The 25602-nt window shown below is 72.2% G+C and carries 25 protein-coding genes and 1 tRNA gene; 18 read left to right on the forward strand and 8 right to left on the reverse strand.

Annotated features, from left to right (window positions below; genetic code table 11):
- Positions 1 to 108 precede the first annotated feature (108 nt).
- Positions 109 to 723, reverse strand: coding sequence for a 5-formyltetrahydrofolate cyclo-ligase (locus ACZ470_RS31380; RefSeq protein ID WP_468432687.1), 615 nt, complete (start codon positions 721 to 723; stop codon positions 109 to 111).
- Positions 724 to 816: 93 nt separating this feature from the next.
- Here ACZ470_RS31380 and galU point away from each other — a divergent pair, with 93 nt between their 5' ends.
- The 8 genes from galU (at position 817) to ACZ470_RS31420 (ending at position 7798) form a co-directional block, all read left to right on the forward strand.
- A complete protein-coding gene (galU, locus tag ACZ470_RS31385) occupies positions 817 to 1728 on the forward strand; it encodes a UTP--glucose-1-phosphate uridylyltransferase GalU (RefSeq protein WP_468432689.1) in 912 nt (303 codons plus the stop codon).
- Complete coding sequence (glp, locus tag ACZ470_RS31390; protein ID WP_468432691.1) at positions 1725 to 3047, forward strand: molybdotransferase-like divisome protein Glp; 1323 nt, start codon at positions 1725 to 1727, stop codon at positions 3045 to 3047. Before galU ends, glp begins: the two co-directional genes overlap by 4 nt.
- A gap of 86 nt (positions 3048 to 3133) precedes the next feature.
- On the forward strand, positions 3134 to 3646 hold the full coding sequence (moaC, locus tag ACZ470_RS31395; protein ID WP_468432693.1) for a cyclic pyranopterin monophosphate synthase MoaC: 513 nt from the start codon (positions 3134 to 3136) through the stop codon (positions 3644 to 3646).
- Positions 3643 to 4185 (forward strand): MogA/MoaB family molybdenum cofactor biosynthesis protein, encoded by a 543-nt coding sequence (locus ACZ470_RS31400; protein WP_468432695.1) that lies wholly within the window; start codon positions 3643 to 3645, stop codon positions 4183 to 4185. The genes moaC and ACZ470_RS31400 overlap by 4 nt, the downstream gene beginning before the upstream one ends.
- Positions 4186 to 4211: 26 nt before the next feature.
- Positions 4212 to 4865 carry a GNAT family N-acetyltransferase gene (locus tag ACZ470_RS31405; protein WP_468432697.1) on the forward strand — a complete coding sequence of 218 codons (654 nt, stop codon included), beginning with the start codon at positions 4212 to 4214 and terminating at the stop codon, positions 4863 to 4865.
- A 171-nt stretch (positions 4866 to 5036) separates the two neighbouring features.
- A complete protein-coding gene (gene sepX, locus ACZ470_RS31410) occupies positions 5037 to 6239 on the forward strand; it encodes a divisome protein SepX/GlpR (RefSeq protein ID WP_468432699.1) in 1203 nt (400 codons plus the stop codon).
- Positions 6240 to 6299: 60 nt separating this feature from the next.
- Positions 6300 to 6373, forward strand: a tRNA-Ala gene (locus tag ACZ470_RS31415).
- A 189-nt stretch (positions 6374 to 6562) separates the two neighbouring features.
- Positions 6563 to 7798, forward strand: coding sequence for an MFS transporter (locus ACZ470_RS31420; RefSeq protein WP_468432701.1), 1236 nt, complete (start codon positions 6563 to 6565; stop codon positions 7796 to 7798).
- Between the two features lie 104 nt (positions 7799 to 7902).
- Here the strand turns inward: ACZ470_RS31420 and ACZ470_RS31425 are convergent, their stop codons facing one another.
- Positions 7903 to 8379, reverse strand: coding sequence for a GNAT family N-acetyltransferase (locus tag ACZ470_RS31425; protein ID WP_468432703.1), 477 nt, complete (start codon positions 8377 to 8379; stop codon positions 7903 to 7905).
- A 50-nt stretch (positions 8380 to 8429) separates the two neighbouring features.
- Between ACZ470_RS31425 and ACZ470_RS31430 the strand changes: the two genes are divergently transcribed.
- Positions 8430 to 9242, forward strand: coding sequence for an exodeoxyribonuclease III (locus ACZ470_RS31430; protein ID WP_468432705.1), 813 nt, complete (start codon positions 8430 to 8432; stop codon positions 9240 to 9242).
- Entirely contained in the window at positions 9242 to 9727 is a 486-nt protein-coding gene (locus ACZ470_RS31435; RefSeq protein ID WP_468432707.1) for an NUDIX hydrolase, read from the forward strand. The genes ACZ470_RS31430 and ACZ470_RS31435 overlap by 1 nt, the downstream gene beginning before the upstream one ends.
- Here the strand turns inward: ACZ470_RS31435 and ACZ470_RS31440 are convergent.
- Entirely contained in the window at positions 9724 to 10344 is a 621-nt protein-coding gene (locus ACZ470_RS31440; protein ID WP_468432969.1) for a MerR family transcriptional regulator, read from the reverse strand. The two genes, ACZ470_RS31435 and ACZ470_RS31440, sit on opposite strands and share 4 nt — an antisense overlap.
- Positions 10345 to 10521: 177 nt before the next feature.
- Between ACZ470_RS31440 and ACZ470_RS31445 the strand changes: the two genes are divergently transcribed.
- The 4 genes from ACZ470_RS31445 to ACZ470_RS31460 all read left to right on the forward strand — a co-directional run bounded on the left by ACZ470_RS31445 (position 10522) and on the right by ACZ470_RS31460 (position 14096).
- Positions 10522 to 12039 (forward strand): flavin-containing monooxygenase, encoded by a 1518-nt coding sequence (locus ACZ470_RS31445; RefSeq protein WP_468432709.1) that lies wholly within the window; start codon positions 10522 to 10524, stop codon positions 12037 to 12039.
- Positions 12036 to 12962 (forward strand): alpha/beta fold hydrolase, encoded by a 927-nt coding sequence (locus ACZ470_RS31450; RefSeq protein WP_468432711.1) that lies wholly within the window; start codon positions 12036 to 12038, stop codon positions 12960 to 12962. Before ACZ470_RS31445 ends, ACZ470_RS31450 begins: the two co-directional genes overlap by 4 nt.
- On the forward strand, positions 12959 to 13843 hold the full coding sequence (locus tag ACZ470_RS31455; protein WP_468432713.1) for an SDR family oxidoreductase: 885 nt from the start codon (positions 12959 to 12961) through the stop codon (positions 13841 to 13843). The genes ACZ470_RS31450 and ACZ470_RS31455 overlap by 4 nt, the downstream gene beginning before the upstream one ends.
- 76 nt (positions 13844 to 13919) lie before the next feature.
- On the forward strand, positions 13920 to 14096 hold the full coding sequence (locus ACZ470_RS31460) for a hypothetical protein (protein ID WP_468432715.1): 177 nt from the start codon (positions 13920 to 13922) through the stop codon (positions 14094 to 14096).
- Between the two features lie 82 nt (positions 14097 to 14178).
- On the opposite strand, the gene ACZ470_RS31465 is transcribed toward ACZ470_RS31460, so the two are convergent.
- Positions 14179 to 17433 (reverse strand): S41 family peptidase, encoded by a 3255-nt coding sequence (locus ACZ470_RS31465; protein WP_468432717.1) that lies wholly within the window; start codon positions 17431 to 17433, stop codon positions 14179 to 14181.
- Between the two features lie 186 nt (positions 17434 to 17619).
- Here ACZ470_RS31465 and ACZ470_RS31470 point away from each other — a divergent pair, with 186 nt between their 5' ends.
- Together ACZ470_RS31470 and ACZ470_RS31475 are read left to right on the forward strand one after the other, a co-directional pair.
- A complete protein-coding gene (locus tag ACZ470_RS31470; RefSeq protein ID WP_468432719.1) occupies positions 17620 to 18219 on the forward strand; it encodes a TetR/AcrR family transcriptional regulator in 600 nt (199 codons plus the stop codon).
- Positions 18220 to 18319: 100 nt separating this feature from the next.
- On the forward strand, positions 18320 to 20527 hold the full coding sequence (locus ACZ470_RS31475) for an MMPL family transporter (RefSeq protein WP_468432721.1): 2208 nt from the start codon (positions 18320 to 18322) through the stop codon (positions 20525 to 20527).
- Positions 20528 to 20619: 92 nt separating this feature from the next.
- Here ACZ470_RS31475 and ACZ470_RS31480 read toward each other — a convergent pair whose 3' ends face one another.
- Entirely contained in the window at positions 20620 to 20886 is a 267-nt protein-coding gene (locus tag ACZ470_RS31480) for a type II toxin-antitoxin system RelE family toxin (protein ID WP_468432723.1), read from the reverse strand.
- Positions 20879 to 21145: a type II toxin-antitoxin system Phd/YefM family antitoxin gene (locus ACZ470_RS31485; RefSeq protein ID WP_468432724.1), complete on the reverse strand. Its 267-nt coding sequence runs from the start codon at positions 21143 to 21145 to the stop codon at positions 20879 to 20881. The genes ACZ470_RS31480 and ACZ470_RS31485 overlap by 8 nt, the downstream gene beginning before the upstream one ends.
- Before the next feature lie 89 nt (positions 21146 to 21234).
- On the opposite strand from ACZ470_RS31485, the gene ACZ470_RS31490 reads away from it, so the two are divergent.
- Positions 21235 to 21732: a YbaK/EbsC family protein gene (locus tag ACZ470_RS31490; protein WP_468432725.1), complete on the forward strand. Its 498-nt coding sequence runs from the start codon at positions 21235 to 21237 to the stop codon at positions 21730 to 21732.
- Complete coding sequence (locus ACZ470_RS31495) at positions 21729 to 22580, forward strand: EamA family transporter (protein WP_468432727.1); 852 nt, start codon at positions 21729 to 21731, stop codon at positions 22578 to 22580. Before ACZ470_RS31490 ends, ACZ470_RS31495 begins: the two co-directional genes overlap by 4 nt.
- A 45-nt stretch (positions 22581 to 22625) precedes the next feature.
- Here ACZ470_RS31495 and ACZ470_RS31500 read toward each other — a convergent pair whose 3' ends face one another.
- Both ACZ470_RS31500 and ACZ470_RS31505 read right to left on the reverse strand, forming a co-directional pair.
- A complete protein-coding gene (locus ACZ470_RS31500; protein ID WP_468432729.1) occupies positions 22626 to 24809 on the reverse strand; it encodes an MMPL family transporter in 2184 nt (727 codons plus the stop codon).
- Between the two features lie 117 nt (positions 24810 to 24926).
- A complete protein-coding gene (locus ACZ470_RS31505) occupies positions 24927 to 25595 on the reverse strand; it encodes a response regulator (protein ID WP_468432731.1) in 669 nt (222 codons plus the stop codon).
- Positions 25596 to 25602: the final 7 nt, after the last annotated feature.

Below are 25602 nucleotides of genomic sequence, written 5' to 3' on the forward strand. Positions count from 1 at the left end.
CCCCCCCCCCCCCCCCCCCCCCCCCCCCCCCCCCCCCCCCCCCCCCCCCCCCCCCCCCCCCCCCCCCCCCCCCCCCCCCCCCCCCCCCGCTTCCGCGTGTGCGGGGGGTCAGCCGAAGCGGCGTACCCCGGACGGTGTCACCACCGCGTGCACCGGCCGGTCGTGCGGCTCGGCGGGCACGCGCGCGACGACCTCGGTGTCGTACAGCAGCACCACCAGCGCCGGACGCGCGCCCGCGCGGTCCAGCCGGGCGAGGACCCGGTCGTAGGAGCCGCCGCCGCGTCCCAGGCGCATCCCGCGCGCGTCGACGGCCAGGCCCGGCAGCAGCACGACGTCCGCCTCCGTCACGGCGTCGGGTCCGAGGAGCGGCCCCGACGGCTCGAAGAGCGCCATTTTCGCTCCGTGTTGCACACGAGTGAGCGAGCCCTCGCCCTCGTACGCCCCCCAGTCCAGGTCGTTGTCGGGCAGCAGCGCGGGCAGCAGGACGCGGGTGCCCCGGGCGCGCAGCGCGTCCAGCAGCGCGAGCGTGCCGGGTTCGCTGCCCACGGAGACGTACGCCGCCACCGTGCGGGCGTGCGCCAGTTCGGGCAGCCCGAGTGCCCGCCGGGCCAGCGCGGCGGCCGATTCCCGCACGTCATCCGGTGTCAACCCGTTCCTCACCGAGAGGATTTCCCGTCGCCATCCACGCTTGTCAGGCTCGTCCGCGCGATCGTTGTGTCTCAAGTTCGTCCCCGCACCGTTCCGAAAATGCTCATATGAGCAGTAAATAATCGGAGCCACGGATTCCGCACAATGGCACCGGATATGGTGTCCGACATGTCTCAGTCACACCCTCGGATCAGCAAGGCTGTCATCCCCGCAGCCGGTCTCGGCACCCGGTTCCTGCCGGCCACCAAGGCCACTCCCAAGGAGATGCTGCCGGTCGTCGACAAGCCGGCGATCCAGTACGTGGTCGAAGAGGCCGTGTCCGCCGGCCTCGACGACGTCCTCATGGTGACGGGCCGCAACAAGCGCCCCCTCGAGGACCACTTCGACCGCAACTACGAGCTGGAATCCGCCCTGGAGAAGAAGGGCGACGCCGAGCGCCTCGCCAAGGTCCAGGAGTCCAGCGACCTCGCCACCATGCACTACGTCCGCCAGGGCGACCCCAAGGGCCTCGGCCACGCCGTGCTGTGCGCCGCACCGCACGTGGGCGACGAGCCCTTCGCCGTCCTCCTCGGCGACGACCTGATCGACCCGCGCGACCCCCTGCTCCAGCGCATGATCGAGGTCCAGCAGCAGCACGGCGGCAGCGTCGTCGCGCTGATGGAGGTCGCCCCCGAGCAGATCCACCTCTACGGCTCCGCCGCCGTCGAGGCCACGGCGGACGCCGACGTCGTCGTGGTCAGCGGCCTGGTCGAGAAGCCCGCGGCCGAGGACGCGCCCTCCAACTACGCCATCATCGGCCGCTATGTCCTCGACCCGGCCGTCTTCGACATACTGCGCAAGACCGAGCCCGGCCGCGGCGGAGAGATCCAGCTCACCGACGCCCTCCAGCAGCTCGCCGCCGACGAGAAGGTCGGCGGACCCGTGCACGGCGTCGTCTTCCAGGGCCGCCGCTATGACACCGGCGACCGCGGCGACTACCTGCGTGCCATTGTCCGACTCGCGTGCGAACGTGAAGACCTGGGCCCGGACTTCCGGACCTGGCTCCGCAGTTACGTGACCGAGGAGATGCAGCAACGTTGAACACCGCCGCGCCCCGCACCGCAGGCCCGGACCACCTCTGGTCGGTGGACGAGCACCTGGACGACATCCTCGCCACCGTCCGGCCCCTCGAACCCATCGAGCTGCACCTCCTCGACGCCCAGGGCTGCGTCCTCGTCGAGGACATCACGGTGCCGGTCTCCCTGCCCCCGTTCGACAACAGCTCCATGGACGGGTACGCGGTACGGGTCGCGGACGTCGCGGGCGCGAGCGAGCGGTACCCGGCGGCCCTCGAGGTCGTCGGGGACGTCGCCGCCGGCCAGGCCGACCTGCTCCACGTCGGCCCCGGCCAGGCCGCCCGCATCATGACCGGCGCCCCGCTCCCGCCCGGCGCCGAGACCGTCGTCCCCGTCGAGTGGACCGACGGCGGCCTCGGCGAGGGCCCGGCCACCGGGATGCGCGCCCGCAGCCTGGCCCCCGAGGGCGCCACCGGGCAGGTGCACGTGTACCGCCCGGCGGAGGCACGCGCGCACGTGCGCGCCAAGGGCAGCGACGTCAGGGCCGGCGACCGCGCCCTGGCGGCCGGCACCGTCCTCGGCCCGCCGCAGATCTCCCTGCTCGCCGCGATCGGCCGCGGCACGGTACGGGTGCGCCCGCGCCCGCGCGTGGTCGTGCTCTCCACCGGCAGCGAACTCGTCCAGCCCGACGAGGAACTGCGGTCGGGTCAGATCTACGACTCCAACAGCTTCGCCCTCACCGCCGCCGCGCGGGACGCCGGCGCGATCGCCTACCGCGTGGGCGCCGTCGCCGACGACGCCGAGACCCTGCGGGACACCATCGAGGACCAGCTGGTCCGCGCCGACCTGATGGTCACCACCGGCGGCGTGAGCGTCGGGGCGTACGACGTCGTCAAGGAGGCGCTGTCGTCGGTGGCCGACGAGGACGAGCCCGGCAGTGGCATCGAGTTCCGCAAGCTCGCCATGCAGCCGGGCAAGCCCCAGGGCTTCGGCTCCATCGGCCCCGACCACACCCCGTTGCTCGCCCTGCCCGGCAACCCGGTCTCCTCCTACGTCTCCTTCGAGCTGTTCGTCCGCCCGGCCATCCGCACCCTGATGGGCCTGACGGACGTCCACCGGCCGAGGGCCCGCGCGACGCTCGCCGGGGACCGGGCACTGACCTCGCCGAAGGGCCGCCGCCAGTTCCTGCGCGGCCGGTACGCCGACGGCACGGTGACCCCCGTCGGGGGCGCCGGCTCCCACCTCGTGGCGGCCCTCGCGCAGGCCGACGCGCTGATCGTCGTCCCCGAGGACGCCGAGTCCGTGGCGCCGGGCACCGAGGTCGAGGTGGTCCTGCTCGGCTGAGCGCCCCCGGTTGGCGGTACCGTGTCGCGCACAGCAGGCCCGCGCGCCGCACCGCGCCGGGCCAGGACCGGGAGCGCCACACGATCATGACCGTGCCATCCCGGGGGGCGACCCCCGGACCCTCCGAGCAGTACCGTCTGACCCACCTCGACGAGGCGGGCGCCGCCCGCATGGTCGACGTGTCCGGCAAGGACGTGACCGCGCGCACCGCGCGGGCCACCGGCCGCGTCCTCGTCTCCCCGCGCGTGATCGAGCTGCTGCGCGGCGAGGGCGTCCCCAAGGGCGACGCCCTGGCCACCGCGCGCATCGCGGGCATCATGGGCGCCAAACGCACCCCCGACCTGATCCCGCTGTGCCACCCCCTGGCCCTGTCCGGTGTGAAACTGGACCTGTCGGTCGCGGACGACGCCGTGGAGATCGCGGCGACCGTGCGGACGACGGACCGTACGGGCGTCGAGATGGAGGCCCTCACCGCGGTCTCCGTCGCCGCGCTCACCGTGATCGACATGGTCAAGGCGGTCGACAAGGAGGCGGTCATCACGGACGTGCGGGTCGAGGAGAAGACGGGCGGCAAGTCGGGCGACTGGAGCCGGGCATGACACTCGACGCGACCGCCGGCGGCGCGCTGCTCGCCCCGTACAGCGCGCTCGTGGTCACCGCCTCCAACCGGGCCGCCGTCGGTGTCTACGAGGACAAGGGCGGCCCGCTGATCGCGGAGGGCCTGCGGCGCTTCGGATTCGCGGTCGACGGCCCCCGGGTGGTCCCCGACGGCGACCCCGTGGAGGCCGCCCTGCGCGCGGGCGCGGACGCCGGGTACGACGTCATCGTGACCACCGGCGGCACCGGCATCTCGCCCACCGACCGCACCCCGGAGGCGACCCGCCGGGTCATCGACCACGAGGTCCCCGGCATCGCGGAGGCCATCCGGGCGTACGGCCGGGACAAGGTGCCCACGGCCGCCCTGTCCCGGGGCCTCGCCGGCGTCGCGGGCGGCACGCTGATCGTCAACCTGCCCGGGTCCAGCGGCGGGGTGAAGGACGGACTGGCCGTCCTGGAGCCGCTGCTGAAGCACGCCGTCGACCAGCTGCGCGGCGGGGACCACCCCAGACCGGGTGCCGGCGGCGGGGGTGCGAGCTGAACAGCCCACACTGGCCGGTCGAGCTGGTGGACGGCGACATCGTCCTCCGGCCGATAAAGCTGCGCGACCAGAAGGCCTGGCGTGAGGTCAACCGGCGCAACCGCGACTGGCTGCGCCCCTGGGAGGCGACCATTCCGCCGCCCACGCCCAGCGGCCCGGTCATCCACCGGCCGACCTACCGTCAGATGGTCCGCCATCTGCGCTCCGAGGCGAACGCGGGCCGGATGCTGCCGTTCGTCATCGAGTACCAGGGGCGTCTCGTCGGCCAGTTGACGGTCGCCGGGATCACCTGGGGCTCGATGTGCTCGGGCCACGTCGGCTACTGGGTGGACGAGGCGGTGGCGGGCCGGGGCGTGGTGCCGACGGCCGTGGCGATGGTCGTGGACCACTGTTTCCGCACGGTCGGACTGCACCGCATCGAGGTGTGCATTCGCCCCGAGAACGGGCCGAGCCGCAGGGTCGTGGAGAAACTCGGATTCCGCGAGGAGGGGCTGCGCCCGCGATATCTCCACATCGACGGCGCCTGGCGCGACCATCTCGTCTTCGCGCTGACGGCGGAGGAAGTCCCCGACGGTTTGCTGGCCCGGTGGCACCGGGCAGCCTCTCAGGGGCGGTCCGGCCACGAGCTGCCCGGACGCGAGCGGCGCAACCCGGGAATCCCGCACGGCCCAGGAAATTGAATAAACGTTCGAATTTGAGCGAAAGACGACCGCGTTCGAGCCTGGAATTCCGGTTCGAGTGGTCCCCTGATCGCATCGGTCACAAGAAAAGTTCGAAATATCAGCCAGATCGTGCGACACACCGGCCCAATTGGCGGATGGCCCCGTGCAAACCCCTCTACGGTGTGAGATGTGAGCAGCAGCGGCCTCATCTACGCAGTCATTGTCGGGGCCTGGGCCGCCTACTTGGTGCCGATGTGGCTCCGTAGGCAGGACGAGCTGAACGAGGCCCGTCCGACGGAACGCTTCAGCACCGCCATCCGATTGTTGTCCGGACGGGCGGGCATGGAGCGCCGGTACGCCAAGGACCTGCGGGCGCGCTCCGCCGACGAGGGGGAGTACGGCGTCCACGACCCGGACGCGATCACCGACTCGGTGGACGTCCGGGCCTTCGCCGTGTCCCAGACCCGTCCGCAGACCCAGGCGCCCGTACCGTCGCCCCCTACGGAGCGGCCCGCGCCGGAACCCGGCCGGGCCGGCCGGAACCCGCGCGAGCACGCGGACCGGCGGACGCCCGAACCGGACGCCGCGCGGGCACGCGTCCCGGCCGCCCGCCGTGAATCGAACGCCCAGCGGGCCAAGACGGCGCAGGCCGCCGCGCGCGCCCGGCGCTCGAAGGCGCTCGCCCGCCGCCGTCGCACCACCACGATGCTCTTCGCCGCCTTCACGCTCGGCGCGATCGTCGCCGCGGTCGGCGGACTCGCGTTCCTGTGGGCGCCCGGCGTGCCGGCCGTGCTGCTGAGCGCGTACATCGCCTATCTGCGCTCCCAGGAGCGCCGCCGCTTCGCCTACCAGATGGACCGCCGTCAGGCCGAGGTCGCGGCGCAGCGGCTGCGCGAGCGGGAGCGCCAGCCGCGCCGCCGCGCGTCCATCGAGGACGCCGACCCCGACGAACCGGAGGGACCGGAAGCGGGAGTCGACTCCGACCCCGGCCTCTCCGCGCTCGCCGCGGACCGGCGTGCGCTCGTCGAGCAGACCGACCACGCCGAGTGGGTCGACCAGCAGCGCGAGCGGCAGCGGAGGCCCGGGCAGGGCGGCGACAGCTGGGACCCGGTCCCGGTGCCCCTCCCCACCTATGTGACCGCCCCGGTCGCCCCGCGCGCCACCAGCGACGTGGACCTCGGGGCGCCGGACACCTGGAGTTCCGCCCGCTCCAGCCCGGTGCCGGCGGAGGAGACCCCGGACGAGCCGGCGGCGGACCCGGACCCGGCCCCCGCCGACGACCGCAGCGACGCCCGCCGGGCGGCCTCGGCCCGCCGTTCCCGGGAGCGCGGCCGCACCCCCCTCTTCGACCAGTACGAAGACGGGGACCGCCCGAAGGCCGCCAACGAGTAGCGCCCGGCCAACGGATTTCCGAGCACGCCGATCGGGATGCTAAAGTTTCACTCGTTGCAAGGGCCTGTGGCGCAGTCCGGTAGCGCACCTCGTTCGCATCGAGGGGGCCAGGGGTTCAAATCCCCTCAGGTCCACTGCACAGCCGCTCCTGAGTTCGCTCGGTAGTGGTTGACGAGATCCCGCCGATCTTCATGATCGGTCGGGATCTTTGTCGTTTCGGCATCTGTCAGGCCATGTCAGCGGTACGCGGCTAGAGTTGATGGGATTTCATCTGTCGGCCGGGCACCCTCGGCTCACGGGTGGAACGTGACGGAGCGCACACGATGACTGCCGAGGATCAGACCGCTGCGCACAAGGCGACAACAGCTGCCGGCCGAGCGGGGCGGCTCGGCAGGGCGGGGAGCGCCGGACGGTGGCCGGCGACAGCCGTCTTCTTTCTCAACGGGCTCACACTGTCGACGTACGTCGTCCGGCTCGGATCGCTGAAGGCCGAGCACGATCTGAGTGACGGCCAACTCGGGCTCATCGGCATGGGCTTCGCCGTGGCGGCCCTCGCCAGCATGCAGGGTGTGGGACTGCTGACGGCACGGGTCGGGACGCGACCGGTGCTGCGCACCTCACTCCTGGTCATGCCCGTGCTGCTGGCGCTGGTCGGCCTGGTCGGCGGAGCCGTCGAACTCGTGGTGGTCGTCACGGCCCTCGGCGCCGTGCACGGCGCCACCGACACGGCCATGAACACCCATGCCGTCGCGATCGAGCGGCGCCTGGGACGTCCCATCCTCAACGGCTGCCATGCCGCGTGGAGCATCAGCGCCGTCGTGGCCTCACTCGCCACGGCCGTCCTGGAACGTGCGGGTGTCTCGTTCGCCACGCACCTCGTGGCAGCCGCCGCCGCGCTCATGGCCGGGGGTCTGCTGCTGGGGCCGCTCCTGGGGGAGACCGGCACAGGGCACCGCGCCCTCGCGTCCTCGCCCCCGCCGCGCCGCCCGGGCCTGCGCGGCGGCTGGAGCCGCCAGGTCGTGGCACTCGGCCTGACCGGCACCGCACTCATGGTCTGCGAAGGCGCCGCCCTCGGCTGGAGCGCGATCTTCCTGCACGACGCCCGGGGCGCGTCGCTCGGTCTCGCGGCCACGGCGGTGACCGCGTACACCGGCGCCCAGACGGCCGGCCGGGTGATCGGTGACCGCCTGACCCTGCGCTACGGCGCCCCGGTCCTGTTCCGCACCGGCGGCCTCGTCGCGGCGGGCGGCATGGCGGTGGCGGTTCTTTCGCCGAACCCGGTCGCGGCCATCGGCGGGTTCGCCGTCGCGGGCGCGGGCGCGTCGGTCCTGATCCCGCTGGCCTACAGCGCGGTCGGGCAGGTGAAGGCGGACAGTCCGGAAGTCGCGACGCCGATCTCCCGGTTCACCACCTTCACCTACGCGGGGAGCCTGTTCGGTCCGGCAGTGATCGGCTGGACGGCCGAGCTCGCCGGCCTCGCCTGGACGCTGGGGGCGCTCATCCCCGTGCTGTGCGCGGTCGCACTCCTGAGCCGACTGCCCGGCCGCCCGCAGCACTGAGGCCGCCACCGGGTCCGTCCCCCGCCTGCCTCGCGCCGGGCGCCTCTCCACTCACGCTCGTCGGCCATGGCCGCACGCCGAAGTGGGGAAAGGCGGTGGCGGCCTCACAGTGCCTTGGCGTAGCAGAGGCTTTCCTCGTGGAAGCGGTAGTAGCCGAACTTCTCGCAGGGCTCGTAGCCGCTGGAGAGGTACAGGGCGACGGCCTCCGGCTGCTTCGTGCCGGTCTCCAGGACCATGCGGACGCGGCCGGCGGCGCGGGCGTCCTCCTCCAGGGCGGCCAGGATGCGACGGGCCAGACCGCGTCCACGCATCTGTTCGATCACATACATGCGCTTGATCTCGGCGTCGCCGTCCCGGTTGCCCTCGTCGTTGGCGTCCTGCGCACGCCAGCCGCCCGAGGCCACCGGGGCGCCGGACTCGTCGTACGCGATCAGGTAGATGCCGTTCGGGGGCCTGAAGTCCGTCGGGTCCATGGGGGTGGCGTCGCCGCCGTCGCCGTAGCGGACGTGGTACTCGGCCTGGACCTCGGTGTCCAGCTTCACGGCGTCGGGGTGGTCGTAGGGGACCCGGCGTATATCCATGCCGAGAACGGTAAAACATGTCCGGACCTGGAGTGTCGTATCGTGCCCTGATGCTCACTGTGACCTCCGTCAACGTCAATGGACTGCGTGCCGCCGCCAAGAAGGGCTTCGTGGAGTGGCTGGCGGGGACCTCCGCCGATGTGGTGTGTCTCCAGGAGGTGCGGGCGGAGGCGCAGCAGCTGCCCGAGCACGTGCGGGAACCCGAGGGGTGGCATGTGGTGCACGCTCCCGCCGCCGCCAAGGGGCGTGCGGGGGTGTCCGTGTACTCCCGGCGTGAGCCCGAGCGCGTCCGGATCGGGTTCGGGTCCGCCGAGTTCGACGGCAGCGGGCGGTACGTGGAAGTCGATCTTCCCGGTGTGACCGTCGCCTCGCTCTATCTGCCGTCCGGGGAGGTGGGGACCGAGCGGCAGGAGGAGAAGACGCGGTTCATGGGCGAGTTCCTCACTCATCTCAAGGGGCTGCGGGAGCGGGCCGCCGCCGACGGACGGGAGGTCGTCGTGTGCGGCGACTGGAACATCGCCCATGACAAGGCCGACCTGAAGAACTGGCGGGGCAACACCAAGAGCTCCGGGTTCCTGCCCGAGGAGCGGGAGTGGCTGTCCCGGGTGCTCGACCCGGCGGACGGCGGGTACGTCGACGTCGTACGGGCGCTGCATCCGGACGTGGACGGGCCGTACACCTGGTGGTCGTACCGGGGGCGGGCCTTCGACAACGACACGGGGTGGCGGATCGACCTCGCCGTGGCGACCCCGGGACTCGCGGCCCGCGCGGTGAAGGCCCATGTCGAGCGGGCGGCCACGCACGCCGAGCGGTGGTCGGACCACGCGCCCGTGACAGTCGTGTTCGAGCAGGTGGTGCGCTGATGCGGACGCCCAGGCGGGCGGCCCGCGTGGCGGTGCTGGACCCGGACGGGGCCGTCTTCATGTTCCGGTACGACAACGAGGAGGTCGGTGTCCACTGGGCCATGCCGGGCGGCGGCATGGACCCGGGCGAGACGCCCGAGCAGGCCGCGCGGCGGGAGTTGCGCGAGGAGACCGGGTGGGACGACATCGTGCTCGACGGCACCGTGCTGTGCCGGTGGGAGCACGACTTCACCCGGGCCGGTGTGCCGGTGCGGCAGAGCGAGCACATCTTTCTCGCGCACGGTCCTCGACGCGACCTCACGGGCGACCTCGCCGCCGCGCACGCCGCCGACGGGATCCTGCGGTGGCGCTGGTGGTCGCCGGAGGACCTGGCCGGGGACACGGAGCCGCTGTGGCCTCCGCGGCTGCCGGAGCTGCTGGCGCGGGTGCGGCGGGAGGGACCGTCGGTGACGCCCGTCGACCTCGGGTACGTGCGGAACGCCTAGTCCTGCTTGCGCAGGCGTCGGTCCAGGGCCAGGGAGAGTTCCGCGTCGACCACGCTGCGGGCCAGGGGGCGCAGGCGGTGGAGGGCCTCCTCAGGGGCGTGGCGGAGGATCAGGGTGGCGAAGAGGTCGGCCAGCGCGTCGGCGTGGGCGCGGACCGCCTTGCCGGTGTGGAGCACCTCCGCCAGCGGGATGCCCTCGCGGACCAGGGCCGACGACACCTCCAGCAGACGCCGGCTGATGTGCACGATCTCCTCGCCGTCGACGCCGAGGTAGCCGAGGTCCAGTGCGGCAGCCAGGTTCTCCGGGGTGACCTCCCCCGAGAAGTGGTCGGCGAGCTCCTCGGGGGTGAGGCGGACCGGGGTCTCCTCGGTGGGGGCCTCCATGCCGAGGAGCTCGCCGACGTCGCGGCCGTGGTCGAAGGCCTCGGCGAGTTCCGCTATGCCGTTCAGGGTGTGGCCCCGCTCCAGCAGCGCCGTGATCGTGCGCAGACGGGCCAGGTGATGGTCGTCGTACCAGGCGATACGGCCCTCGCGGCGGGGTGGCGGGATCAGCTTGCGTTCGCGGTAGAAGCGCAGGGTGCGCACCGTGATGCCGGCCAGCCGGGCCAGCTCCTCCATGCGGTACTCACGCCGCTCATCGGGTCCTGCGTCGTCCTCTGCCACGTCAGCAGCCTAGGGCGTACCGGCGGTAACTTTCCTCGCGTGCCCCCTACCCATCAGTACGGTGCTGCTCTACTCTCCCCATTGCGCCAGTGTTCACTGGCAGGGTTCTGAGCGATGCGCGGAGGCTTTGGGATGGCCGAGCACGAGCATGTACGGGTCGCGGTGGTCGGATCGGGATTCGGCGGACTGGGTGCCGCCGTGCGGCTGCGACGCGAGGGGATCACCGACTTCGTCGTCCTGGAACGGGCCGGCAGCGTCGGCGGCACCTGGCGCGACAACAGCTATCCCGGCTGCGCCTGCGACGTGCCGTCGCACCTGTACTCGTTCTCCTTCGCGCCCAACCCCGACTGGCCCCGCTCCTTCTCCGGGCAGGAGCACATCCGCGCCTACCTCGAGCACGTCACCGACACCTTCGGGCTGCGGCCCCACATCCGCCTCGACTCGGAGGTGAAGCGGATGGTGTGGGACGGTGAGCGGCTGCGGTGGGAGATCGAGACCAGCAGCGGGAACCTCAGCGCGGACATGGTCGTGTCCGCCACCGGGCCGCTGTCCGACCCCAAGGTCCCGGACATCCCCGGGCTCGACACGTTCCCCGGCAAGGTGTTCCACTCCGCCCAGTGGGACCACGACTACGACCTGCGCGGCAAGCGGGTCGCCATGGTCGGCACCGGGGCGTCCGCGATCCAGATCGTGCCGGCCGTCCAGCCGCTCGTGTCGCGGCTGACCCTCTTCCAGCGCACGCCCGCCTGGGTCCTGCCCCGCGTCGACCGGGCCATCAGCGGCGCCGAGCGCGCCCTGCACCGCACGCTGCCCTTCACCACCAAGCTGCGCCGCGGACTGCTCTGGGGCGTACGGGAGTTGCAGGTCCAGGCGTTCACCAAGCACCCGGGCGAGCTCGGCTTCGTCGAACAGCTCGCCAAGCGCAACATGGGCCGCGCCATCAAGGACCCCGCCCTGCGCGCCAAGCTCACCCCCGACTACCGCATCGGCTGCAAGCGGATCCTGCTGTCGAGCACCTACTACCCGGCGCTCGCGCAGCCCAATGTCGATGTCGTCGCGAGCGGGTTGAGCGAGGTGCGCGGGTCGACCGTCGTCGGCGCCGACGGGACCGAGGCCGAGGTCGACGCGATCGTGTTCGGGACCGGGTTCCACGTCACCGACATGCCGATCGCCGAGCGGGTCGTCGGCGCGGAGGGGAAGACGCTCGCCGAGACCTGGGCGGGCGGCATGCAGTCCCTGCGGGGCGCGTCCGCCGCCGGGTTCCCCAACTGGATGACGATCATCGGGCCCAACACCGGCCTCGGGAACTCCTCCATGATCCTCATGATCGAGTCCCAGCTGAACTACCTGGCCGACTACCTCCGTCAGCTCGACGTCCTCGGCGGCAGGGCCGCGCTCGACGCCCGCCCCAGCGCCGTACGCGGCTGGAACCACCGGGTGCAGGAGCGGATGAAGCGCACGGTGTGGAACACCGGCGGCTGCACCAGCTGGTACCTCGACGAGAGCGGGCGCAACACCACCATCTGGCCGGGTACGACGAGTGAGTTCCGGCGCGAGACGCGGCGCGTGGACCTCGCCGAGTACGCCGTGCTCCGGGCGCCCGCCCCGAAGGCCGAGGTCACCCAGGAGAGCGCGGAGGTGACCGCGTGAGCCGCCTCACCCACGTCACCTCCGGACCGTACGCCCCTCCCGCCGGAGGCCGGGAACTCACCGTCCTCTCCGCCGACGGCGCCCGGCTGCACGTGGAGGTGCACGGCCCCGAGGGGGCGCCGGCGGTCGTCCTCGCCCACGGCTGGACCTGCTCGACCGCCTTCTGGGCGGCGCAGATCCGTGAACTCTCCGCCGACCACCGGGTCGTCGCCTATGACCAGCGCGGCCACGGACGTACCCCGGCGAGCCCGGCGTGCAGCACCGACGCGCTCGCCGACGACCTCGAGGCGGTACTCGCCGCGACCCTCGCGCCGGGCGAACAGGCCGTGATCGCCGGGCACTCCATGGGCGGGATGACCGTGATGGCCGCCGCCGCGCGGCCCGCGTTCCGCGCGCACGCGGCCGCCGTACTGCTGTGCAGCACCGGCAGTTCACGGCTGGTCGCCGAGTCGACGGTGGTGCCGATCCGGCCGGGCCGGTCACGGACCTGGCTGACCGGGCGCATCCTCGGCTCCCGGGCCCCGCTCGGACCGGTCACACCGCTCGCCCGCCGGATCCTCAAGTACGCGACGATGGGCCCCGCCTCCGCCCCGGACATGGTCGAGGCGTGCGCCCGCATCGTGCACGCCTGCCCGCGCACGGTGCGCCACGCCTGGTCGTCCGTGCTCGACGGACTCGATCTGGACCACGGAGTGCGGCAGTTGCGGATACCGGTGGAGATCGTCGCCGGTTCCGCCGACCGGCTCACCCCGCCCGCGCACGCCCGGTCGCTGGCCGCCGCGCTGCCCGACTGCCGCGGCCTCACCGAACTGCCCGGCATCGGCCACATGACACCCGTCGAGGCGCCCGGCCTGGTCACCGGGAAGATCCGGGCCCTGGCCGCCGCCCACATCCACGCCGCACCCGCCGAGGAGAGCGCATGAGCAGGGTCAGTCTCGAAGGAAAGGTCGCCGTCGTCACCGGAGCGGCCCGCGGCGTCGGCGAGTTGCTGGCCCGCAAGCTCTCCGCGCGCGGGGTGAAGGTGGCGCTGGTCGGACTGGAGCCGGACGCGCTCAAGGACGTCTCCGCGCGGCTGCACAGCGACAGCGACCACTGGTACGCCGACGTCACCGACCACGAGGCGATGGCCCGGGTGGCCGAGGAGGTCCGGGAGCGGTTCGGCCGCGTCGACATCGTGGTCGCCAACGCCGGGGTGGCGACGGGCGGTCCGTTCGCCGACTCCGATCCGGAGTCCTGGCGGCGGGTGATCGAGGTGAACCTGATCGGATCGGCGGTCACCGCGCGGGCGTTCCTGCCGCTCCTCACCGAGAGCCGCGGCTATCTGCTCCAGATCGCCTCCCTCGCCGCGATCACCCCCGCGCCGATGATGACGGCGTACTGCGCCTCCAAGTCCGGTGTGGAGGCGTACGCGCACAGCCTGCGCGCCGAAGTCGGGTACCGGGGCGTGAAGGTGGGCGTCGGGTATCTGTCGTGGACCGACACCGACATGGTGCGCGGGGCCGACCAGGACGACGTGATGCGGGAGCTGCGGCAGCGGCTGCCGTGGCCGTCCAACAAGACCTATCCGCTGGGTCCCGCGGTGGACCGGCTGGTGGCCGGGATCGAGCGGCGGGCGACCCATGTGTACGGGCAGTGGTGGCTGCGCGGGATGCAGGGCGTGCGCGGCTACCTGCCCGCGGTGATCGGGACCGTGGGCCAGCGGGAGATGCGGCGGTTCGGGGACCGTCTCACCGGCGTCCGCACGGGGTTGGTCGGAGCCGGCGGCAACGCCGATGAGCAGCACAGGAACACGGTACGTAACTGATCGACATGCGCAGGGTGAGCGGCCGTGTGAATCTGGTCGGGCAAGTTCCCCCACCCCACAACGGGAGTGAACCCACATGGGTATGAAGGACCAGTTCCAGGAGAAGTCCGAGCAGTTCCAGCAGCAGGCCAAGCAGCGTGCCCAGCAGGGCAAGGAGCAGCTGCAGAACCGCGGCCGCCGGCGCGACGAGGAGATGGACGACCCGCAGCGCCGTCGTGACGAGGAGCGCTTCGACCAGGACTACGACGCCTGACGTCGAACGCTGACGCGGAAGGGGTGCCCCCGGCGAAGGGGCACCCCTTCTCGCATGCGCGGGCGTCCCCCAGTCCCCCGTCTCATTCCCGCGGCGGCAGCTTCGGCCGGGAGCGGTCGGGGACGTCGCGGTAAGTCGGCGGAGTCGCCGGGGGATTGGTCTCCAGCAGGTCGAGGGCGAGCCGCACCGCGTCGTCGAGCACGGCGTAGCGGCCCTCGGCCCAGTCCAGCGGGGTGCGCAGCGCCTCCAGGTCGGGGTCGACGCCCCTGTTCTCCACGGACCAGCCGTACGCGTCGAACCAGGCCGCGTTCATCGGCACCGTGATCACCGTGCCGTCGCCGAGCCGGTGCCGGCCGGTCATGCCGACCACCCCGCCCCAGGTGCGCTGGCCCACCACCGGGCCCAGCCCCAGCAGTTTGAAGGCGGCGGTGATCATGTCGCCGTCGGAGCTGGTCGCCTCGTCCGCCAGCGCGACGATCGGCCCGCGCGGGGCGTTGGAGGCGTACGACACCGGCTGGGCGTCGCGGGTGAGGTCCCAGCCGATGATGGTGCGGGTCAGCTTCTCGACGACGAGCTCGCTGATGTGACCGCCGGCGTTGCCCCGCACGTCCACGATGAGCGCCGGGAGGGACATCTCCTTGCGCAGGTCGCGGTTGAACTGGGCCCAGCCGGAGCCGCCCATGTCGGGGATGTGCAGATAGCCGCACCGGCCGCCGCTCAACTCCCGTACGACCGCGCGACGTTTCGCCACCCAGTCCTGGTAGCGCAGGGGTGTCTCGTCGATCAGCGGGACGACGGCGACCCTGCGGGGCGGGCCCTCGCCCTCCGCCGGCCTGAACGTCAGCTCCACCGTCGTACCGCCCGCGCCCGCGAGCAGCGGATAGGGGCCGGCGACCGGGTCCACCGGGCGGCCGTCGACATGGGTGAGGACCGCGCCCTCGCGGATGCCGGTGCCGGCCAGCGGGGAGCGGGCCCGGGAGTCGGAGGAGTCGCCGGGCAGGATGCGCTTGACCGTCCAACCGTCCTCCCTGGGCACGAGGTTGGCGCCGAGCAGGCCCTGGCGGCGCTGGTAGTGCGGGGGGCCCTCGTTGCGGCGGGCGGCGGTGACATAGGCGTGGGAGGTGCCGAGTTCGCCGAGTACCTCGCGCAGCAGGTCCGCGAACTCGTCGGGGGAGGCGATCCGTTCGACGAGCGGGCGGTACTGCTCCAGGACCGCGTCCCAGTCGATGCCGCACATGCCGGGGTCCCAGAAGTAGGCGCGGATCAGCCGCCCGGCCTCCGCGTAGGCCTGGCGCCACTCGGCCGCCGGGTCGGCCTCGTGCAGGATGCGGCGGGCGTCGATCCAGACCGTGGAGTCGCTGTCGCCGGGCTCGGTGGCGGGCACCGCGCGCAGCTCGCCCTCGTCGACCACGACCAGCCGGGTGCCGTCGCCGCTGACCGCGAAGAAGTCGAGGTGGTCGACGAGTTCTGTCCTCTTCGCCTTGCCGATGCCGAAGTGCTCCAGGGTGGGCCGGCCGCTGAGGTCGCTGGGGTTGGCGAAGGTCTCGCCGAGCGCGCCGGAGATCGGCCAGCGCAGCCACACCAGACCGCAGCCCGCGACCGGGTACAGCCCCGAGTACTTGGAGGCGGCGACCGGGAAGGGGGCGACCCTGCTCTCCAGGCCCTCCGCCTCGACGGTCACGGTGCCGCCCTCGCCGCCCTCCTCGGCGTCCTCGCGTTCGACGGGGTCCAGCCCCCCGGCCGCCGGACGGCCCTCGGGGTTGAGGGCGAACGGGGAGGGGGTCGCGGAGGACAGCGGCACCAGATAGGGGCGGCAGCCCAGCGGGAACGACAGGTCACCGGTGTGCACGTCGTACACCGGGTCGAAGCCCCGCCAGGACAGGAAGGCGAGATAGCGGCCGTCGCGGGTGAAGACCGGGTTCTCGTCCTCGAAGCGGCCGTTGGTGACGTCGATGACCGTACGGTCCTGGATCCGGGCGAGCTTGATCTGCCGCAGCGACCGGCCGATCCCCGGGTGCGACCAGGCCAGCCACGCCCCGTCGGGGGAGAAGGCGAGGTCGCGCACGGGCCCGTTGGCGGACCGGATCAACTCGGTGACCTCGCCGTGGCCCTCTTCACTCGTGTCGACGAGCAGCAGCCGTCCGTCGTGCGCGGCGACCGCCAGCCGCTGCCCGTCCGGGTCGGCCACCATCTCCAGCACCCGGCCCAGTTTCCCGGCGGCCAGCCGTCGGGGTGCGCGCTGGCCGGTGGCCCGGGGCAGGGAGGCGATCTCGACGGCGTCCTCGCCCTCGGCGTCCGTCACGTACGCCACCTGGTCGCCGGCGCCGAGCATCTCCGGCAGCCGCACCCGTACGCCCGGGGCGTCGGTGAGGGTGCGCGCGGGGCCGTCGCGGTGGGTGAGCCAGTACAGGCTGCCGCGTACGACGACGGCGCTCGCGCGGCCGGTCTCGTCGACGGAGATGCCGTCGAGGTGGCTGGCGGCGGGCACCTGGTAGGGGCGCCGCCCGGAGCGCGGCCCGCTCAGCGTCACGTCGAGCCGGCGCGGGGCGGTTCCGGGGGACAGGTCGTCCACGAGCCACAGGTCGCCGGCGCACTGGTACACGACCCGGGTGCCGTCGCTGGCGGCGTGGCGGGCGTAGAAGGCGTCGTGGTCGGTGTGCCGGCGCAGGTCGGAGCCGTCGTAGGCGCACGAGTACAGGTTGCCGACGCCCTCGTGGTCGGAGAGGAAGGCGATCCGGCCGGCGACGAACATGGGGGAGTGCAGATGGCCGTCGATGCCGTCGAGCAGCCGGTGCCCGTGCAGCCACAGCCGGCCCGTGGCGCCGCCCCGGTAGCGCTTCCAGGAGGCCGGTTCGTGCGGCGGGGTGCCGGTGAGCAGCAGGGACTTGCGCTCCCCGGCGATGTCGGCGACCTGGATGTCGGAGACCGGGCCCCAGGGCAGTTTGCGGCCGGGGCTGCCGTCGCAGGTGAGCTTGTAGGCCCAGGTGAAGTACGAGAAGGGCTCGCCGTGCGAGGCGACGGCGAGGATCTCCGCCTGGCCGTCGCCGTCGGCGGGTGCCCAGCCGCAGACCCGGGTGTCGCTGCTGCCCCAGTAGGTGAGGCGCCGGGCGGGTCCGCCGTCCACCGGGACGAGGTGCACCTCGGGATCGAGGCTGCGCCAGCTCGTGTACGCGATGTGACGCCCGTCCGGGGAGAAGCGGGGGTGGCCGAGTTTGGTGCGGTCGGCGGTGAGCCGCCAAGCGCGGCCGGGACGGTCGAGCGGGGCGAGCCAGAGGTCGTCCTCCGCCACGAAGCACAGCAGGTCGTCCTTGAGGTGCGGCAGACGCAGATAGGTCACCCTTCCCATGCTTTGCCGGGGCCCCGGGCCCGGCAACTTATAAGAAACCGACAACCGTGACGCAGGCCACGAACGAAACCGTTTCGTTTCGCTAGGAGGGTGGAGTACCTTTGTGGTGTACGAAACCGTATCGTTCGCGAGAGCGGGTACGGCGTGGTGAACACACGGAGCGGGAAGGTGAGCGGGATGAGCGAGACCGCGACGGCACGTCGCAGCCGGATCACCCCCGAGCGCGAGGCCGAGCTGTACGGGGCCGTGCTCGACCTGCTCCGCGAGGTCGGCTACGACGCCGTCACCATGGACGCCGTGGCCGCCCGCACCCGGTCCAGCAAGGCCACCCTCTACCGCCAGTGGGGCGGCAAGGCCGAGCTGGTGGTGAGAGCGATGCGGAGCCAGAAACCGGGCGGCATCGCCGACATCGACACCGGGACCCTGCGGGGCGACCTGTACGCCATCGTCGGGCGTGAGGACGACTGCGCCATGGCACAGAACGCGGCGCTGATGCGTGCGCTGGCCATGGCGGTCCACATGAACGACGACCTGCGCCAGGCGTTCAAGGAACTCCTGGTGGAACCGGAGATGGAAGAGTTCCAGCGGATGATCCGGCGCGCGGTCGACCGGGGCGAGATCCGCCCGGACAACCCGGCGCTGGGCTTCATCGTGCACATGCTCGTCGGCGCGTTCGCCACGCGGACACTGATCGACGACCTGCCGCCCACGCAGGAGTTCCTCACCTCGTACATCGACGCCGTGGTCCTCCCCGCCCTCGGCGTGACCTCTCACTGACCGTCCCCCCAGACAGCCACCACCTGACGCCACCGCTCACGTCGTCGGGCTGATCAAACCTGCCCCGAAGTACCCACGACCTGACCGGGAGTACGCCCTCGTGGCCACTTTCCTCTATCGACTCGGCCGGTTCGCCTTCAGGCGACGGCATCTCGTAGCCCTGTTCTGGGTGGCGCTGCTGGCGCTCGCGGGCGCCGGCGCGGCCGGCGCCCCGGCGGCCGGCAACTCCTCCTTCTCCATCCCCGGCACCGAGGCCCAGAAGGCCTTCGACCTGCTGGAGGAGCGCTTCCCCGGCTCCAGCGCGGACGGGGCGACCGCACGCGTCGTCTTCAAGGCGCCGGCCGGCGAGAAGATGACCGACGCGGACAACAAGAAGGCCGTCCAGAGCACCGTCGACACACTCTCCGACGGTTCCGAGGTCGCCAGTGTTACCGACCCGTACCAGGGCGGCGGCGTCAGCCAGGACGGCACCATCGCCTACGCCTCGGTGAGCTACAAGGTCTCCGGCATGGAGCTGGAGGACGCCTCCCGCGACGCCCTGGAGGGTGCCGCCGAGGACGCCCGCGACGCGGGGCTGACCGTGGAGATCGGCGGTGACGCCCTCCAGGCCGTCCCGCACACCGGAACGGCCGAGATCATCGGCATCGGCATCGCCGCGGTGGTCCTCGTCATCACCTTCGGCTCGCTGCTCGCGGCCGGTCTGCCGCTGCTCACCGCGATCATCGGCGTCGGTATCGGCGTCTCCAGCATCACCGCGCTGGCCAGCACGCTGGACCTCGGCTCCACCACCTCCATCCTGGCCAGCATGATCGGCCTCGCGGTCGGCATCGACTACGCGCTGTTCGTCGTCTCCCGGTACCGGGCCGAACTGGCCGAGGGCCGCGAACGCGAGGAGGCGGCCGGCCGGGCCGTCGGCACGGCGGGCTCCGCGGTCGTCTTCGCCGGCCTGACCGTCGTCATCGCCCTGGTGGGCCTGTCGGTCGTCAACATCCCGATGCTGACGAAGATGGGCATCGCCGCCGCCGGCACGGTCGCCATCGCGGTCCTGATCGCCCTCACCCTGATCCCCGCCCTCCTCGGCTACGCGGGCCGCCGGGTCCGCCCCGCCGGTGAGAAGAGCAAGCTGCTCGGCGGCGGCCGGGCCGCGAAGAAGCCGCAGCGCCCGAACATGGGCACCCGCTGGGCCAGCTTCGTCGTCCGCCGTCCCGTGGCCGTCCTGCTGCTGGGCATCCTCGGCCTGGGGGCCGCGGCGGTCCCGGCCGCCTCCCTGGAACTCGGCCTGCCCGACGACGGCTCGCAGCCGACGGACACCACCCAGCGCCGCGCCTACGACCTGCTCTCCGAGGGCTTCGGACCCGGCTTCAACGGCCCCTTGGTGGTCGTGGTCGACGCGAAGAGCAGCGACGACCCGCAGGCCGTGTTCAAGCAGGCCGGCGACGACATCAAGGGCCTCGACAACGTCGTGAACGTCAGCCCGGCGGCCCCGAACAAGGCCGGCGACACGGCGACGATCACCGTCATCCCCGACGCCAAGCCCTCCTCGGTGACCACCGAGGACCTGGTGCACGACATCCGTGACACCGGAGCGGACATCAAGGCCGACAGCGACGCGGAGGTCCTCGTCACCGGCGCCACGGCGATGAACATCGACGTGTCGCAGAAGCTCAACGACGCGCTGGTGCCGTACCTGGTCCTGGTCGTCGGACTGGCCTTCCTCCTCCTGATCGTGGTCTTCCGCTCGATCCTGGTCCCGCTGAAGGCGGCCCTCGGCTTCCTCCTGTCGGTCCTCGCGGCCCTCGGCGCGGTCGTCGCGGTCTTCCAGTGGGGCTGGCTGTCCGGCCTGATGGGCGTCGAGGAGACCGGCCCGATCATGTCGATGATGCCGATCTTCATGGTCGGCGTGGTCTTCGGACTGGCCATGGACTACGAGGTGTTCCTCGTGACCCGGATGCGGGAGGCCTACGTCCACGGCGAGAAGCCCTCCCAGGCCGTGGTGACCGGCTTCAAGTACAGCGCACGGGTGGTGACCGCGGCGGCGGTCATCATGATGGCGGTCTTCGCGGGCTTCATCGGCTCCAGCGACTCGATGGTCAAGATGATCGGCTTCGGCCTCGCGGTCGCCGTCCTCTTCGACGCGTTCGTCGTCCGCATGGCGATCGTCCCGGCGGTCCTGGCCCTGCTCGGCAAGCGGGCTTGGTGGCTCCCGAAGTGGCTGGACCGGCTCCTGCCCAACGTGGACGTCGAGGGCGAGGGCCTGCGCACGGTGGACGACAGGAAGGACGAGGACAGGGAACTCGTACGGGCCTGACGGCCTGAACGAACGCAGTACCAGCCGGTGAGGGCTCCGTGGGGACGGGGCGCCCTCACCGGCTTCTGTCATCGGGGACTTCGGGCCCTGTGTCAGGTGTCGTACACCGTGGAGCGGTGTCCGACGTGAACGACCCAGACCGTCAGCTCTCCGTTGTCGATCGTGTAGATGACACGGTAATCGCCGACGCGGAGTCGGCGCCGGTCCGGCTGGGAGACGAGCGCCGTGGTGTTGAAGCCCAGAGGATCGGTTTCCAGCTCCGTCAGTTTGACCAGGATCCGGAGCGCCATGTCCCGGGGAATCTTGCGAAGCTCCGCCTGAGCCTCCGGCCGGAACACGGTGCGGTATGTGCTACTCACTGCGCTCCAGCGTCTCCCTCATGACGTCCTCGATGGGGATGCCGGCTGCCGGATTCGCCATGCGCTCGTCGATGATCCGGTTGATCTCGCGCTCTTCCCATTCCTGGTACTTGCGAAGGACCTCTATCGAGACAACAGCGGCCACCTGCTTGCCGTGCCGGGTGATGACCGTCGGCGTGTCATCGCGGTCGGCCCGCTCGACCACCTCGGCCAGATGGGCGCGCACGTCACGGATGGACTCTATGGGCATCTGGGTCATGTGCCAAAGGTACATGGTGGCCCATGTGTACACAAAGGGGGGTCGGAATTGGTTCGTGGGCCACGTATCCGACCGCTAGCCTGCCGGGCATGACGACCTCGGAATCTCATGCCCATCCCCGTTTCGCCGAGGCTCTGCGTGAGCTCGGGCTGGTCGACCTGCACACCCGGATTCGCCGGTTCCCGGACGCGACCCGTACCGCCGCCGAGGCCGCCGCCGCGCTCGGGTGCGAGCTCAGTGAGATCTGCAAGTCACTGATCTTCGCGGCGGACGGGGAACCGGTGCTGGTGCTGATGGACGGGGCCTCGCGGGTCGACGTGGAGCTGGTCCGCAAGGAACTCGGCGCCGAGAAGGTGTCGCGGGCCAAGGCCGACGTCGTACGGGAGACGACCGGGTACGCCATCGGGGGCGTACCGCCCTTCGGGCACCGCACGAAGACAAGGGTGCTCGCCGACCGGTCGTTGCTCACGCACGACGTGGTGTGGGCCGCCGCGGGCACCCCGCACACGGTCTTCCCCATGGCGCCCGCCGACCTCGTGACCCACGCCGGCGCCACGGTGGTGGACGTGCGCGAGCACACCGAGTGACCCCAGTCGTCACCGCGGCCGTGCTCCTTGCCGCGGTCACGCATGCCGGATGGAACGCCATCGCGCACCGGATCACCGACAAGCTGGTCGGGTTCACGCTGATCTCCGGCGGTGGGCTGCTGATCGGGCTGGCGATGGTGCCGTTCGTGCCGTTTCCGGCGGGCGGGGCGTGGCCGTACCTGTTGTGCTCGGCCGCGGTTCACATGGCGTACTACGCCCTGCTGATGAAGTCCTTCCGGCTGGGCGACTTCGGCCAGGCCTACCCGATCGCCAGGGGCAGCGCGCCCCTCGTGGTCACGGTGCTGGCCGCCGTCTTCGCGCACGAGGTGCCCGACGCCTGGGCCGCCGCCGGGATCGCCCTGTCCTGCGCCGGCCTCACCGGCGTGGCGCTGTGGGGGCTGCGCGGCCACCGGCCCGACTGGGCGGCGATCGGGGCGGCCCTGGCGACCGGCCTGACCATCGCGGTGTACACCGTCGTGGACGGGCTCGGCGTACGCGCCTCCGGTTCCTCCCTCGGCTACATCGCCTGGCTGATGGCGGTCCAGGGCACGATGATCCCGGCGTACGCCCTCTGGCGCTGGCGGCGGGAGACCGTTGCCCGGCTCCGCCCGCACGCCGGTCTCGGACTGCTCGGCGCCGCGATGTCCGTCGCCGCGTACGCACTCGTCCTGTGGGCCCAGACCCGCGCCGAACTCGCCCCGATCGCGGCCCTGAGGGAGTCGTCGATCATCGTCGGCGCGGCCATTGGCGCGTTGTTCTTCAAGGAGCGGTTCGGTGCCCCGCGGATCGCCGCGGCCGGGCTGCTGGTCGTCGGGATCGGGCTGATGCTGCACACCGGTTCCGGGTGAGGGGAAGGGGGCGGCGCGACGCCGCCCCCTCCGCGAAGGTCGTGCTCAGACGGGACCGGGACCTTCCGGGCGCTCCAGGGCCACCTTCGGCAGCAGCCTCGCCAGCGGCGCCGGGAGCCACCAGGCGCGGCGGCCCAGCAACTGCATCGCGGCCGGCACGATCAGGCAGCGGATGACCAGCGCGTCCAGCAGGATCGCCACCGCCAGGCCCAGGCCGAACTGCTGGAGCATGCGGCTGGGGCTGAGGACGAACGCGGTGAACACCACGATCATGATGGCCGCCGCCGCGGTGATCACCTTGCCGGTGGCGGCGAGGCCCTCGCGGACCGCGAGCCCGTGGTCCCGAGTGCGCTCCCACTCCTCGTGGATGCGGGAGATCAGGAAGACTTCGTAGTCCATGGAGAGCCCGAAGACGATCGCGAAGATCATCACGGGGATGAAGGCCTCGATGGGCCCGGGCTGCGCCCCGAACCAGCCCTCCTGGAAGACCAGGGTGATCACGCCCAACGCCGCGGAGATGCTCAGCAGGTTCAGCACCGCCGCCTTGAGCGGGATCAGGACCGAGCGGAAGACCACCATCAGCAGTAGCGAGGACATGCCCACGACGATCGCCACGAACAGCGGCATCCGCTCGGCCACCCGGTCCGCGAAGTCCTGGGTGGCCGCGGTGGATCCGCCGACCAGGTACCGCGCGCCGGTGTCCCGCTCCAGCGGCGGCAGGACGTCGTCCCGGAGCCGGTGCACGAGGTCGGTGGTGCGCTCGTCCTGCGGCGCGGTCTCGGGGAAGACGACGACCGTCGCCGGCGCACCGGCCCGCGACGACAGCACGGGAGTGGTCGCGGCGACGCCCTCGGTTCCGGCGAGCGCCGTCCGGGCGGTCTCGCCCGCCGACTCGGAGCCTTCGACGACGACGACCAGCGGGCCGTTGAAACCCGGGCCGAACCCCTCCGCCAGCAGGTCGTAGGCCTGACGGCTGGTGGAGGACGGGGCGTCGTTGCCCGCGTCGGCGAAGCCGAGCCGCAGCCCGAGCGCCGGAGCCGACAGCGCGAGCAGCGCGATCACCGCGGCGAGCAGCGCGGGCAGCGGGCGGCGCTGCACGGCCGCCGCCAGCCGCCGCCACCGGGCGCCCTCCTCCTTGCCCGCGGCCTTCCCGGCCCGCTTGAGGACGTGCCGCCGGATCCGCTCACCGAGCAGCGCCAGCAGCGCGGGCAGCAGGATCAGGGAGGCCGCCATGGTGACCAGCACCGTCAGTGCCACGGCCAGGGCCACGCCCTGCAACGCGCCGAGGCCGAGCGCCACCAGGCCGAGCAGCGCGATGATCACCGTGCAGCCGGCGAAGAAGACCGTACGGCCCGCCGCGTCCAGGGCGAGCCGGGCCGCGCTCGCGGTGTCCGCGCCGCGGGACAGCTCGTGCCGGTAGCGGTAGAAGATCAGCAGGGCGTAGTCGACGCCCACGCCGAGGCCGACCAGCATCATGATCGGCGGGGTGAAGTCGGCGACGGTGAACACGTGCGAGGCGAGCGCGATCAGCCCGATCGCACCGCCCACCGCGAACAGCGCGGTGATCAGCGGCAGCGCCGCCGCCACCAGCGAGCCGAAGAGCAGCACCAGCACGACGAGCGCCGCGAGCATGCCCGCCCCCTCGGCGGCTCCGCCCTCTTCCTCCTCGGCGCCGCGCACGGCCTCGCCGCCCAGCTCGACCCGCAGCCCGTCCCCGGCGGCTTCCCGCGCGGTGTCTACGATCCGCACCACGTCGGCCTTCGGCACGCTCTCGGCCCTGTCGTCCAGCGTCACCGTGGCGTAGCCGATCGTGCCGTCCTCGGAGACGGCCGAGGCGTCCGCGTAGGGGCTGCGCACCTCGGCGACGGAGGGCAGGTCACGGACCCGGTCGAGCATCCGTTCCACGACGGGCTCGCGCCCCGCGACGCCCTCCGGGTCCTGGAACACGATCTGGACGCTGTCCCCGGCCTGGAGCGAACCGTGCTCCTTCAACAGGTCGGTCGCGGCCTGGGAGTCGGTGCCGGGCAGCGAGAAGTCGTTGCGGTAGGCGTTGCCGGCCGCCTGCGAGCCGACCGTGATCACGGCCAGCAGGAGCAGCCACAGCAGCACGGCCGTCCAGCGGTGGCGCTGGGACCATGCGGCGAGCCGTCCGAAGACGCCCGGGGGCGGTGCGGCGGACGGGGTGGAGATCTGGGTCGCGGTCGTGCCGCGCGGGAAGGACTCGCTCATGCCGGCAGCGTGGGCGACCGGTCAGGGCGCGGGCATCGGCCTGCCGTGGACACTCGCGCTACTCCCGCGGTTGTCGGCGGACGGGGCGGCGTACCCCAGCGGTTGCGCCCCGGTGCGTCACTCCGTCAGCCAGCCGGGGCTGACCATCCCCGATTCGTACGCCATGATCACCAGCTGGGAGCGGTCGCGCACGGCCAGCTTCGTCATGATGCGGCTGACATGGGTCTTGGCGGTGGCCGGGCTCAGGACCAGCCGTTCGGCGATCTCGTCGTTGGTCAGGCCGGCCGCGACCAGCTCCATCACCTCGCGCTCCCGCTCCGTCAGCGCGTTCAGACGCGGGCTCGGCTCGGGCGCCCGGACCCGGCGGGCGAACTCCGCGATCAGCCGCCGGGTGACGGAGGGGCTGATCAGCGCGTCGCCGAGGGCCGCCACCCGGACCGCCCGCAGCAGCTCCTCCGGTTCGGTGTCCTTCACCAGGAAGCCGGTGGCGCCCGCCCGCAGCGCGCCGTAGACGTAGTCGTCCAGGTCGAAGGTGGTCAGGACGACCACCCGCACGTCGGCGAGACGCGGGTCGCCGGTGATCCTTCGGGACGCCTCCAGGCCGTCCACGCCCGGCATGCGGATGTCCATCAGGACGACGTCGGGCCGCAGCTCCCGGCAGGCGGCCACGGCCTCCTCCCCGTCGCCCGCCTCGCCGACCACGGTGATGTCGTCCTCGTCCTCCAGGATCGAGCGGAATCCGGCGCGCACCAGGCGCTGGTCGTCGGCCAGCAGAACCTCGATCATGACAGGG

It is taken from the genome of Streptomyces sp. NPDC031111, from assembly GCF_055570675.1.